Source organism: Vibrio satsumensis (genome assembly GCF_050337435.1).
Classification (GTDB): Bacteria; Pseudomonadota; Gammaproteobacteria; order Enterobacterales; family Vibrionaceae; genus Vibrio; species Vibrio satsumensis.
In genome coordinates, this window is the sequence record NZ_JAKJSX010000003.1 from 603,042 (window position 1) to 616,820 (window position 13,779).

Annotated in this window: 10 protein-coding genes; all 10 read right to left on the bottom strand. The window is 44.1% G+C overall.

Translation table 11 applies throughout. The features are described 5' to 3' along the window. Positions 1–2: 2 nt before the first annotated feature. Positions 3–3,125, bottom strand: coding sequence for an efflux RND transporter permease subunit (locus L4C44_RS02985; protein ID WP_428804333.1), 3,123 nt, complete (start codon positions 3,123–3,125; stop codon positions 3–5). 7 nt (positions 3,126–3,132) lie between these two features. Further along, the gene (locus L4C44_RS02990; protein WP_428804334.1) at positions 3,133–4,248 is read right to left on the bottom strand and encodes an efflux RND transporter periplasmic adaptor subunit; all 1,116 of its coding nucleotides are present in this window, start codon (positions 4,246–4,248) and stop codon (positions 3,133–3,135) included. 99 nt (positions 4,249–4,347) lie between these two features. Continuing rightward, positions 4,348–5,226, bottom strand: a complete 879-nt coding sequence (locus L4C44_RS02995) for a LysR family transcriptional regulator (RefSeq protein ID WP_428804335.1) — start codon at positions 5,224–5,226, stop codon at positions 4,348–4,350. A gap of 215 nt (positions 5,227–5,441) precedes the next feature. Then, positions 5,442–6,101, bottom strand: a complete 660-nt coding sequence (locus L4C44_RS03000; protein WP_060982013.1) for a sugar transferase — start codon at positions 6,099–6,101, stop codon at positions 5,442–5,444. 9 nt (positions 6,102–6,110) lie between these two features. Beyond that, positions 6,111–7,298 (bottom strand): glycosyltransferase family 2 protein, encoded by a 1,188-nt coding sequence (locus L4C44_RS03005; RefSeq protein WP_146491550.1) that lies wholly within the window; start codon positions 7,296–7,298, stop codon positions 6,111–6,113. After that, positions 7,295–8,395: a glycosyltransferase gene (locus L4C44_RS03010; RefSeq protein WP_428804336.1), complete on the bottom strand. Its 1,101-nt coding sequence runs from the start codon at positions 8,393–8,395 to the stop codon at positions 7,295–7,297. The genes L4C44_RS03005 and L4C44_RS03010 overlap by 4 nt, the downstream gene beginning before the upstream one ends. Before the next feature lie 375 nt (positions 8,396–8,770). Continuing rightward, the gene (locus L4C44_RS03015; RefSeq protein WP_146491552.1) at positions 8,771–10,195 is read right to left on the bottom strand and encodes a GumC family protein; all 1,425 of its coding nucleotides are present in this window, start codon (positions 10,193–10,195) and stop codon (positions 8,771–8,773) included. After that, complete coding sequence (locus tag L4C44_RS03020) at positions 10,192–11,328, bottom strand: glycosyltransferase (protein WP_428804337.1); 1,137 nt, start codon at positions 11,326–11,328, stop codon at positions 10,192–10,194. Before L4C44_RS03020 ends, L4C44_RS03015 begins: the two co-directional genes overlap by 4 nt. After that, a complete protein-coding gene (locus L4C44_RS03025) occupies positions 11,321–12,106 on the bottom strand; it encodes an acyltransferase (RefSeq protein ID WP_428804338.1) in 786 nt (261 codons plus the stop codon). The genes L4C44_RS03020 and L4C44_RS03025 overlap by 8 nt, the downstream gene beginning before the upstream one ends. Positions 12,107–12,198: 92 nt before the next feature. Next, the gene (locus L4C44_RS03030; RefSeq protein ID WP_146491555.1) at positions 12,199–13,575 is read right to left on the bottom strand and encodes an O-antigen ligase family protein; all 1,377 of its coding nucleotides are present in this window, start codon (positions 13,573–13,575) and stop codon (positions 12,199–12,201) included. Positions 13,576–13,779: the final 204 nt, after the last annotated feature.

Below are 13,779 nucleotides of genomic sequence, written 5' to 3' on the forward strand. Positions count from 1 at the left end.
GTTTATTGCTCCTTGTTGAATGAGGTTGGAGTGCTGCTGTTTGTAGATTGAGGCGTCGCATCGAGCATAACTACAGCATCTTCAATGGCTTCAGCCACAGTCTTTTTCTCTTCAGTTCGATAGAAAAGCTTGTACAGCGCAGGCATTACAAACAGAGACAACACGGTTGCCGCAGCCAAGCCACCGATAATGGTCGCCGCCATCTGATCAAACAGCAGGTCACTAAGCAACGGGATCATACCAAGTGCTGTGGTGAGTGCTCCCATCGAGATCGCCATAGTACGGTTCACGGTGGCTTCTTTAATTGCGTCTGACAGTGAACGACCGTCTTTACGTTCAAGCTCGATCTGGTCCATCAACACGATGCCGTTCTTGATGATCATACCTGTCAAGGTTACCGCGCCAATCAACGCCATGAAGCCGAATGGTTTATCCAACAGCAACAAGCTGAACGTTGCACCCGTCGCCGCAAGCGGTAGGGTGGTGAAGATGATCACTGGCTGTTTGAAGCCGTTAAACATCGCAACTAGGATGATCACCATCAACAGCATCGCTTTAGGTAGCTGTTTAAGAATATCGCTGACCGCTTTATGCTCGTCGTAATATTCGCCACCCCATTCCAAGTGGTAACCGTGTGGAAGGTGAATGGATTCTATTTGTTCTTTAACTGAGTCTCTCACTGCTGCAGGTGTGGTGTAGCGACCAACGCCAGCTTGTGCTGTGATGGTTTTTACTCGGTCACGACGCCAAATCATGGTCTCTTCACTGGTCAGCTCAAAGCCATCAATGACTTGACCTAGTGGAACGCTGTGGATGCCCAATAAAGAACGTACCGGCAAAGTTTCTAGCGATTGAATAGAGCTTTCTGTACCACGCAGTTGAATCGTCACCAGTTCGTCGTTTAAGTTCATACGACCTAGCGGCATGCCTTCTGACGCGCGTTTCATCGCGAATGCAATGTCGGCACGGTTAATACCCGCAAGGCGCATCTTGTCTTGGTTGATGACGGGTTCTAGCACTTTGCTCTTTTGACGCCAGTCGTCACGAACGTACTTGGTGTCTGGGTGTCGAGCAAAGATCGCTTTCGCTTGTTCAGATAAGCCGTGCAGTACCTCGATATCTGGGCCTGAAAAACGCGCTTCGACACTGAATTTATCCGAAGTCGCAAGCTTTAAGCTTCTAAAGCGAGGATCGGCATTCGGAAACTCTTCCATTAACCATTTGTCACCACGCGCAATCAGCGGGCTGAGTGATGGAAAATCAGTCGCATTAATCAAAATCTGACCGTAAGCAGGGTCTAACGGTTCTGGCTCAATGGTCACTGAGAAGCGCGGAGCGCCAGCACCAATGTACGTTGAAATACTCTCGACTTCCGGCTGCTCTAACAACCATTGTTCGATACGCTTCATGTCTTCTGAGGTCTGTTCAACCTTGGCGCCATTTGGCAACCAGTAATCTAAGAACAGAATGGGTCTGTCGGCTTGTGGAATAAAGTTAACGGCAATATTCGGGATAGCCAATGCAGTGACCAAGATCAGCGGAATAAGCCCCGTCAGTGCTTTGAGTGGATTATCTACCGTCCAGTTTACGCTCTTACGATATAAGCTTACTTTGGTGTTGTCAGCTTGCTTAGTTGGCTTGATGAAGAACCAACACATCAAAGCTGTGAACGTCATTGCGACAAACCATGACAACAACAGTGAAGAGGCGATAATTAGGAATACTGAGCTTGCGAACTCAGCGGCATCGGTTTTTGAAAAGATAACAGGGCTCGCACCCATGATAGCAATGACTGTCGCGCCAAAGAGTGGTGTAGCGGTCTCTTTAACAGAATCAATTGCAGCTTTGGTTCGGTCGACGCCTTTGTTGATTTTCACAATCATCATATCGGTGATGACAATGGCGTTATCCACCAACATGCCAAGCGCAAGAATGAAGGTACCTAGCGAAACTCGGTGTAAATCAATTGACGCGATGTTCATGTAGATAAGCGTCAGCAAGATAGTCAGCAACAAGCTTGAGCCGACAATGGTTGCGCTTTTTAGTCCCATGAATATCGATAGGACGATGAATACAATCGCGACACTTTCTAGCAAGTTGCTTACGAAGTTGTCGATCGATTTCTGAACTTCTTCCGGCTGGTTAGCAACTGTCGCAATATCAACACCTAACGGCAGGGTCGATTGAAAATCGCTGACGATCTGATTGATTTCATCGCCAAGTGATACCACGTTGACGCCGGTGACTGGGCTCATCGCTAATGTGACTGCAGGCACGCCGTTGAAGCGGTTCTCTGTCATCATTGGCTCTTGGTAGCCCATTGTGACGTCTGCAATATCGCCTAAGCGGATTAAGCTGGTGCCTAATTCACTCACTCCGCCTTTAATCATCAAGTTTTTGATGTCGTCTAATGAACCAAACTCACTCGACTGTTGAACTCGGATTCGCTCAGTTCCTGCTGAAAACTTACCGGCATCAAAGGCCATGTTTTGCGTATTCAGCTGCGACCAAACTTGTGTGATAGATAGACCGTATTGCGCCAGCCTTTCATCTGGGATATCGATGTGAACAACGCGTGGTTGAACACCGTGTAACTCAATCTTCTTGATACCATCGACGGTTTTGATTCGACGTTGCAATTCTTCTGCGTAACGTCGTAATTCAGCAGGCGAAGCATCCTTACTGTGGATAGAGAAAAGCATGCCGTAGACTTCAGAAAACTCATCCTGCACGACACTGATCTGTGCCGTCGAAGGCAGCAACAGCTTCATGTCAGATACTTTACGACGCAACAAGTCCCATTCTTGTGGCAGTGCTTTTGAATTAAGCGACTCTTTGAGGTCGACAAACACCATCGACATGCCAGGGCGAGACAGTGAACGAAGTCGGTTTAATGATCCCATTTCTTGCAGTTTGGTCTCGACGGTATCAGTAACTTGCTGTTCCACTTCTTTCGCTGAAGCGCCAGGATAGAGTGTTACTACGACAGCCGTTTTTATTGTGAAACTTGGATCTTCGAGCTTGCCAAGATCAAAGTAAGAAAATAGGCCTGCGATAATACTCAATGCAGTGAAAAACAGGATAAAGGTGCGTTGTTTGATCGCAAAATCAGCTAGATTTATCATGATTGACCTATAGACTCTTAACTTGAATGTCGGAGAAGTGTTGGCCTTCCATGACGTATTGAGCACCACTCACCACGACGAAATCGCCATCGTTGAGCATAGATTCTACACACACGGTATTTTGAGACATTGAAACCACGTCTACAGTCACGCCATGAGCTTGTTCATTTTGAATGGTGAACACTTGCTCGATACCCGATGGATTCACGATCGCTGAATACGGTAAGCAGAAATTATTGGTTGGTTCGCCAAGTTGAGTCGTGAGTGTGACGGCTTTGCCAGGCAACACAGATTTGTCGGCTGACTCTAGATGGTAAGTCACTGCGTAGGTCTGCTTAATAGGGTGAGGAGATGTGGCAATTTCAGTGGCGTACCCAATCAGTTTTTCCTCTGAGCCATACCAGTTGATACCAGCGGTCTGATTCGGTTGGAATTTATGAATTAAGTTTTCTGGGACTTGGATTTTAACTTCAAGCTGATCAGGGTTGTGGATGGTGAATACTGAAATACCCGGCAGGACTTGTTCGAACTGATCGAAGTTAGATGCCGCTACAACGCCGTCGAATGGCGCAAGCAGTTGTGTATAACGAATCGAATCTTTTGCGCGGCGTATGTTCTGTTCAACCACTTTAACCGCGGCTTCACTTCTTTCATAGCCGCTGATAGCACGATCCAGATTAACATCGGCAATCGCGTTGTCATCAATCGCTTGTTTCACTCGACCAAGTTCAGCCTTAGCTAGCTTGTGTGCAGATTTTGCTTCAAGAGAACGAGCTTGTAACTCTTCCAATGCCACTTGGTAATCATGCGGGTCGAGTTGTGCTAACGGTTGGCCTTTCTTTACTGAATCGCCAACCGAGACCATCATATTTTGAATAGTACCAGGTACACGAAACGCCACTCCTGCCGTTTCTGATGATTGCAATTTGCCCGTGAATGATTTTTCGATCTGATGAGAAAGAAGCTCAAGTTGAATCACTTGAATTGGTCGCGTTTGCTTCTGAGGGAGCGTCGCCTCAGAGTCATTACAGCCAAAAAGAGAGATCAGGCTTAGTGCGATGACCGTATGTTTAAGGATAGGTGTCTGTTCAAAGATAGACAAACGTTGAGAAATAGGCTTCATGGATTACTCCTGTCAATTTATGGAGTAATTCTATCTTTCAGTTAGGTTTAGATAATCTAGTCTATTCGCGAAACACTGTCATAATATTCATTACAATATCTATAGATTTGGAAGCTCTTGTAATAGAAAATCAATCAAAAGTTGAGCAGAGTGACTTAACGCTTTGCGTTGAGGGTAGAGTAGCCATGCTTCTTCTTTTTGAAGCTCCTCGTTGGGGAATAGGTTGATTAAGGCTCCACCTTTGAGTTGTTGTCGTACCAAGAGTTCTGGCAGCAATGCTATGCCTCTGTGACGTATTACACCGCCGATTACGAAGCCTATGCTGTCACTCACCACCGAAGGTTCGACTTTGATGATGTGATCTTTGATGTCCCATTGCTTGTCGATGTCACCACTTGGCCACCTAAAGCAAACAAATGGGTAATTGGCGAGTTCTCTTAAGCTTGAAGGCTTGCCTTCTTTCTCTAAAAATTCAGGACTTGCGACAAAAATACGTTGGAGATCCATGACTTTACGTGCAACTACGTTAGCGTCACTCAATGTGCCGCCATGCATGGCCAGGTCTAATCCTTGGCGGTACATGTCGACAAAACCGTTGCTAATATTGCGAATATCTAGCTCAACCTTAGGGTACATATCTTGAAATTTAAATAGAGTTGATTGCATGATGTCGCTGGTTTCAGGCAGCAGGCCTATTTTCACTTGTCCGTGTGCAACTTCTGATAGGTTGGAAGCAATATGGTTTGCTTTGTCGAGTGCTCTTAATGCATTGAGCAGTTCTTTGTAATAGAGCTCGCCAGCTTTAGTTAAGGAAAGGCTTCGAGTCGTTCTAAAGAATAATTGAATGCCGAGAGACTTCTCAAGGTCGTTAATTCTACGGCTAACGTTAGCTCGCGGAAGGTCAAGAGCATTGGCTGCAGCAGTGAAACTACCTAGCTCGACAACGGTGGTGAACAGCTTAAGATCTTCGATTTTCATAACAACGGCATTTAATCGTTTTTAGAACAGTATGTTGGCATCGTATATCAATTGGATTTTAAAATCGAAGCGTTCTTTTAGTTGGCTTGTTATCAAACAGAGAAAAGCCGGCCGATAATTCATTATCAAAGCTGGCTTTTTGTTCACAGTGGACAGACTGCTCTATTTATCACCTTGGACGAGATTGATTGTAATTTCACCTTAGACCATATTTTTTAGCGGCCTCGTCCGTCGACCATTACGATGATAGTTTTAGAAATGATGGCGAGGTCAGCGGCAATCCAAGATTTCATAGAACATAGACTCAGTGCGTAGCTGTGATCAAAACCTACTTTACGACGTACATCATCGATGCAGGTGTCATAACCTTGGTTCACTTGTGCAAGCCCTGTAATACCGGGCATTACGCCATAAGTGCGGTCCGCAAAGTAAGGGATTTCGTTCTCTAGTTTGGTGTAAAAAGTAGGGCGCTCAGGGCGTGGACCAATAAGAGACATTTCACCTTTTAATACATTAAACAGTTGTGGAAGTTCATCGAGACGAGTCTTTCTCAAGAATCGACCAACCGGTGTGATTCGTGGGTCATTCGCGGTTGCCCAAACTGCACCTGAGCGAGTTTCTGCGTCTTCGTACATGCTACGAAACTTCATGATTTCAAATAGTTCCATTTTCTGTGGTGTTGATTTACCAACGCGAAGTTGGCGGTAGAAAATAGGACCACGAGACGTGAGTGCAATCGCCATCGCAATTAGAGGAAATACAGGCGCCAATAGAATTAGAGCTAACAGAGCACTTACGAAATCGAACGTACGTTTAGCTCTTGAGATTTTGTATTGGTATAGCTTTTGGTTAGATAGCTGTTCAATGTTCATCATAATAAGTCCTCAATGATTCGCTCGTGTCCAAGGTGAATTTTCTAGCCCAACTAGGTAACGAATGCCACCAATGAAGTTGGCGTAGTGTCCAACAATCAAGTATGAGATTAATGAAATAGGTTTGTTCACTAAACGTTTTGGCAATATGCAGCCAAGTACGCCAATGGTGTAAACGGAAATTTGTGCCAAAAGTAATCCCTTAAATACCAGGTAGTGGCTAAGTAAGATTGAGCACACTAAGCACACGATCATTAGATATGGGGTCAGTAGGCGTAGCCCTTTCCCTGAGAAGAAGGCAAATGCGATACCTTTGAATTTAGGGCTAAATAAGCCAAATAATCGAATCGCTTGTTGCATGTTGCCAGCTGAGATACGGAGTCTTCTTTTGAAGTCTGTTTCTAGGTTTGATTCTTCTAACTCTAATGCCACCATTTGGGTTTCGTATTCAGCGACGTAACCTTGTTTGACAATTTTCATAGGCAGTATGAAGTCATCGTTGATGGTGTTTAGGGGAAGCGGTTCAAACAGATGTGTTCTGAACAAGTAGAATGCGCCATGAGACCCTAAGCTAGAGCCTAATGAAGCCTCTGACTCTTTAACTGCGGTTTGATACTGCCAGTAAGTGTTCTCTCCTTCGTTTCCTGTTGGGCACAGTTGATAAGTTGCATTCACTACACCGACCTTGTCACTTTCAAAATGAGCAGCTGCAATAAGTAATGCATCTAGTGAAATAAGGGCTGATACATCACTTAGTGCTGTAATGTCACTGGCAATCTGTGTCACTTCGTCATTGAGAGTCGCGACTTTACCTCGATTTACTTTGTGGTCATGTATCTCAAAGTGGATATCACTGCACATCGCTTCTTGAATGGTCATTTGTGCAATCTCCACCGTGTTATCAGTACAACCATCACAAGCGATAATGACTTGCAGTTTCTTTTTTGGGTAATCTAATGATGCAAGGTTACGAACCTTGTCCGCTATCCATTGCTCTTCATTAAATGCCGGAATAAGAATGGTAATGGTTGGTAGTGTGCAATCTTGTTGTTCGTCTTTGTAACAACGATGGCTCTCTTCAACGTGGCGCGCTGGGTGGCTTTTAGCGTACCAACGCAGCAATAGAGGGTAGGCTGCGTGATGGTATACAATCAACGCTCCAGAAAATAAGCAAAGTCCCGCTAGCAACCAATCGATCATGCGTAAGCTCCTTTTGATATGTCATTATAAGAGGCAACCATTTTTACAATGTCGAAGTTGTTGAGTACGTAACGACGAGGTGACAAAAAGCGTTCATTTTGTTTTTCTAATAGCGCACTCGCTAATCCCGCAACGCTGCCACTTTTAACGAGCGTGCCACTGAGTGGGCATATGGTTTCATCGACAGCACCGACGTTCATCGCGACGGTAGGAATATTGCACGCTTGGGCTTCTAGTGTTGAAAGTGGTAACCCTTCGTGACGAGAAGGTAAGCAGAAAGTATCTAATGCGCCGTAAAAGGAGGTCATGTCCTCAACTAGCCCTAGGAAGATCACACGATCACTAAGATTCAAACGGTGAGTAAGCTGTTCCAGTTGAACGCGTTTTGAACCATCACCAGCCAATACGACAACGGTGTTAGTCGGAAGTAGGGAAAGTGCCTTAATCAGTTGGTCTTGACCTTTCACATGCTCTAAACGCCCAGCACAACCTACGATGTGTTTGTCAGTAGGCAGGTTGAGCTTTGCTCTCGCGTCTGCTTTTGACATCGGTTTGAACCTCTCACAATCCACACCGTTTTTAATTGTGATGATGTTCTTATACGAAAAGGCACAACGCAGTTGATTGTAAACACGTGTTGCATCGGCAACCAATGTTGGTTGGGCAGCCTGTAACGCTAGTGCTTGTAAGCGACGACGTTTGGTATTCTTTAAATGCCAAGCATCATGTTCAGTATGAATTCGAGTTGGAACTCCGGTAATGCGAGCTGCATAGCCTGCATAAAGTAGAGGGCCAATGTGGTGGGTATGAACCACATCAGGTCGAATCCCATTAAATGCTTTAATCAGTTTGATGATGATATTGAATTGTACGCCTGGAGCTTTATCTAAGAAGACGATTTGATTTTTGTACTGTTCCAATTTAGGCCAGTTGTTTATCGACTCTTGTTTTGTGCCTTCTAAACTCACAATCAACACTTGGTCTGTTGGTTTAGCAAGGCGCAACAAATCTAACGTCAAAGTTTCTAAGCCTCCTGGAGCAAGGTGCTGAACAACGTGTATGATCTTTTTGCCATGCTTCGTTAACTGGTTATTCATAATTTGGTCCCTGCCTTAGTTACTATTCTTTTTCCTTTCTGACGCCTCGCTTTAAGCTATTCGGTTAAAGCGCTTATCTACACAGTTAGATAGCAGGAGTCGTGCCAATTAAATATGCACTATTTATCAATGGCTTAGTTTGATTTTGTGATGTGTGTATTTGATTTCTCAAAATGGGAATCAAAACAAAATATGAATGATTAGGTATTGGAAAAATAAAAATGGAAATAACAATCGAGAATTGATGGCATATAACGAGCAGGTTTGGCCCGATTTCAGGAAGTAACTGAGCTTTAGAAAAGAAAAATGCCAAGCGAGTGTTAGCGTTTGTTGTTAGGAAGTAAACCTAAGCAAGAGTCTTACTTTAAAGGCTGATTAACTCATTTTAGGGATCACTGTTATCACCGGGACACCCAAGATATCTTCAATTTCGTCTTTGCGCTTGATTGAAGAATCGAACAGCTCAAACACTATAGCTAAGCCAATCCCCAATCCTATACCTGCAGCGAATCCAGCCAGAATGAAGATAAATGTAGGCATGTTTGATTTCATACTCGGAGTGAAGGGCAAATCGATAATCTTTACACGCTTGTTTTGTTCGAACACGCCCAATGAGCCCGTTAATTGAGCCATTTCATAACGCTCAGTCAGTTCATCGTATAGTTGGCGCTTGATTTCAACTTGTCGTTTAAGACGATACATCTCTTTTGCATTTTCACCGAAGTTATTGGCTTTGTGTTCTAACTCAAAGATCATAGTACGAAGGCTTTTTGTCTCTTCAGTTAACGATTCGAAGCGAGCACGAACCAGCTGTAGACTATGTAGCTGGGTGACCAAAAGTGGTTGAGTATTGGATAGTTTGTTCAGTGTAGCGCTACTCGCGATGTCCCAAAGTTGGTCGCTGTTCATGGCAGGTTGCGTCACTTCTAATAAAGTCGTTCTCTCTTTCTCAAGCCTGTCTAATTCGCGAACTTTAGCCTGTACAGCACTGTGTTTATTTGTGTATTTTGCTTGCAGTAATGTCAATTCACTACGAATGTCTATGATTTGGTCTTCTATTCGACCTATTACTGGGTTGGTTTTAGAAAGCTGTTGATCGATAGACCCTAAGCTTTTTTCAACACCGGATAATTCAGCCTCTTTTTCAGCGAGATTCTGTTTGAGTGATGCTAAGCGGTTTAGACTTTGGCTTTGTACCTCTGGTGTCGATTGCATGTTTTCGTTCATGTATAAAGCCAATGCTTCTTCTGCTTTTTCAAGATCGATATGACGTTTATCGATGTGAATTTTCAAAAAGTTACTTGAGTCTTCAATCGAAGAACGCTCAGGCGCCAACAATTGCTCAATGAAATGCTCACTAACCGAGCGAAGGGTTTGTTCCATACCAACTGGAGTATGAGAGGTTAAACTGATCTTCAAAAAGTCTTTTCCAAGCTGAATCACAGATAAACGTTGCGATAAGTCAGTGATAATCTCTTCTTTTTCTAACTCTGACATATCTGACCTGGTCAATTGCAGTTCGTCAGCCACAGAATAAAGAACATGTCGACTGTGAAGCAGTGTTCTTAATGCGTTGAGTCGGTCTTTAAGCATGGTTGAAACGGCAAGGTCTTCCAAAAATGGATTCATTTTGGCCGTTTCTTGAATCAACATACTCGTATGCGCGTCATACTTGGTCGGGGCTAATTTACTGACCCCAAACCCTACAAAAGGCAAAATTAGAATAGGCAGTACGATTACGTAGCGCTGGCGCCACATTGCATTCAAGATGGACAATAACCGCAATTTCAGATTATTCATAATAGCTCCAGCATCCAATGAACGAAGTTACCGCGGTTCTGCCAGCTGTCTTTCGCGACGACAGAGACTGGCGAGTTTTCAAAATGACGAGCTTGATCGAGAGCCTCAATCATCTGCCTAGCGCTCTCTACTGATGTTACGTAACTTTTATAAGGTGCTATTGCAGGGAAAGGGGTCGTGACAATTGGCGTTCCTGCTGCGAGATATTCCATCAACTTCAATGGGCTACATGCGCGGATTTGTTCATTATCAACAAAAGGTAATAGGCTAACATCCCAGTGCTGAGAATAACTTGGCAACGTGTGGTGTGGACGAGGACCTAAGTAGTGAACGTTCTCAAGCTTAGGCAGTGATAATGTATCAAGTTCATTGGGGCCTATGAATACGAAGTCCCATTCCGGCATTGCTGTGGCAACATGCTCAATCATGTCGTAATCAAGCCACTTAGATAGGCTTCCATAAAAACCAGCTATGGGACGATGGCTGCTTGGTAAATCTTTTGCTCTTGGTACTGGTGTCGAAAATAGGTTGACGTCTACACCATGTGGTAGCAAGTGTGCTTTATGTTTTGGAAATTTATCCATCAATTTTTTGCTAGCCGCGAATATAAGAGACGCTTTATCGATCAACTTAGATTCGTGTTGCGCTACAGTGTCATGGTCGACACCAGCCAAGGCGCTAAAATCATCACCGCAGTAGTAAACCACAGATGACTCGCCTAAATGTCCGCACAAATCGACAGCGGTCGGAAGCGAAGTCCATAAGATGGGGGCATGAAGGTTCAATTCAGAAATAATTGGCTTCAACTGGCGTAACATCATTTGCTGAGCTAGCTTTCTCGATAACTTAGAAGCAGGCGCAGGTATGGTCTTTAAATTGATGACCGTGATGTTTCCGTGGTTGGAAGTATCAATGGTATTTTGGGAATCTAACATGTTTTGAGTAACCGCATTACTTCTACCAATCAGTTTGTTAAAGGCGCGAGTGATGTCTTTAAATGATAGTTTTGGCTGTCTTAGGCCGATAGAGTTCACCCATAATACTTTGTGCTGTTTAGCTAGGTGACGTACTAAATGTTGAGTCGATGAAGGTAGGCCACCAAAGTCTTCACCAAATACGATTAAATCACGCATGGTCACCTCCGCGAGTTTCAAATGAATCGAATACATCAGATTCGGTAATTTCTACGGACTTAATGTGACCGACGACTCGTGCAGGGTTACCTGCAGCGATTGAAAACGGTGGAATGCTTTTGGTAACAACGCTTCCGGCTGCAACAACCGTTCCTTCGGCTATGGTCACTCCGCCTTTAACGGTGACATTGGTGCCTAGCCAAACATCGGGTTCAAGAATAATATCGCCTATTTGCTGAGGGTCATCGCCTTCACCTTGTGCTCGACGTTTTGCATCAAGTGGGTGGCCAGAATATCCAAATAAGAAAGCGCCGCCTGCGATACGTACATTGTCAGAGATAATGACTTTACCTCCGACTGCAATCGTGGATTGCCAGCCAATGTCCACATTATTACCGATAGACAGTAATGGATGTTCCAAGCCTTCAAGTGGCTGTGTACAGCCCGAAAATGTCGTGTGGCCTGAGATACGGCAGTTGTCGCCAATCGAAATTTGTACTGGGCCGCTAACGAAAGGGAGGCCTCCATACAAATAGAGACGTTTGCCACATTGAGCGACACGACCTTTGAAAGCTGGTGTCCAGTAGAAGAATCGAGTAAAGCCAGACACCATATTCACGACAAGCTTGTGACCTTGGTACAGGCAGCGATTAAAGACTTTTGGAGTTGGTAGTTCTGCGCTTCTTATATTTTTCAAAATGAAAAACACATTTCTAATTCGAGAATTGGGGTGAAACTTAAGCCAATGTTTGAATTGATGTATAGATACTGACGTCATAATGAAACTCCTCAATTTTGTTATATAGAAGTACTTTCATATACTGTGCCATTTAATAAGTTTCTAATTTTCAATTGGTTACGAATGTGTCTTTAGATTTTCTCTTTTTGACAGGCAGTTTGAGAGATGTTCGCAATAGCAACAACCAGTGCTGAGAGTATATAAATAGGCCAATTGAAGCCTTGTGTCAGGAAAGTACCAGAGACGATGGTGCCGATTAACCCTGCATATACAGCGTAAGCAGCAGCATTAAGATTTGGGTCTACTGTGTTGGTGGTTTCTGAAAGTTGTTTGAGTGTTAAGCGTATCGTTTTGATCAGCGAGGTAATCAGTATCACAAATATGATCAGTCCTAGAAATCCAGTTTCAGCGAGTACGCCGAACCAAGTACTGTGAACTGCGTGATTTAAACCATCCCAGTGAGGACTGTAGAAGAAGTAGTTGGAAAAGAAGTTATCTAAACCGACTCCGGTTAATGGGTTGTCTAGTGCCATTTTGAAAGCAGCTTCCCACGCGTAAATCCGCCCCATCGCAGACTCGTCGACTCCTTGCTCAGCCGCGCCGCCTGATGCTCGATCTGAAATCCCTGCGACAAAGTAAAGACCAATCGCTCCTATTGCCCCCAAAGTAATCAGCAGTGATTTTGAACGAATCACTTTAAATGCAAATATCCCGATAACAGCAAGCGAGCCAAGCAGGCCACCACGGCTTTGTGTGGCAATGACTGCAGCAAGTAAAAGTACCGTTACACCGACACTGATGATACGTTTTGAAAGTGGAATTCCCGTCGTGACCACTTGGCTGATAGCAAAGGCGAGTGGGAACATAAGAACTAGAGAGAGGTCATTCGGGTCGCCTAACATTGAGCCAAAATCACGACCTATTGTTACGCGGCTACCTTCAACTAGGCCAATACCATGGATTGAATTGTTAATCGCGATGCCGGCGACTAATGATCCTGCACAAATAATAGCGGTCGAAGTCTTGACCAAATACTCTGCGCTGTTAACTAGCCAAACAATAGCAAGGGTCATCACCATTATTTTCCAATACACACCTTTGAATTCTGCCAAAGCAATAGGTCTGTTAGACGCGAAGATAATACCGATGAAGACCAAACCCCAGAATATCGCGAGCCAATTTAAACAAGGGTGCCAGAAAATTTTAAGCTCTTTACTGATTAATGCATGCCAAAGTAGGGCTGATAGAGCGCCTAGTGAGAGCATAAGCGGTATTTTTAGTGAATAGAGTTGAGGTATGGCTTCGTGAATTCGGAAAAATGAAAAGACAACGAACAGTAACACTAACCAAAATGTCTTGTTTAAAACGAATAATCCGGCTAATGGCACAAGAGCTAGCGCTACAATTACAGCAGGATGAGGCACAAAGTACCAAACAACACCAAGGCCAACACACAAGGCACTGATCGTAATGATGACTGGCAATCTATTGGCTTCAGGGTTAATCATTGTTACCTCTATTCGCAAATAAACTCTTCATGACTCGGCTCGCAAACTTTTTAAGGCGTAGCGACGCCTGATGTTAAATATTGCAAAGCGAGTGCCAGTTATGCATTTTATTTAAGTTACTGATTTAAAGCTACATTACAGAGGGGTGTTAGTTTTGAGTTGAGGTTTTTCATTTTGAGAATCACTATAAAACTGACTCGGATG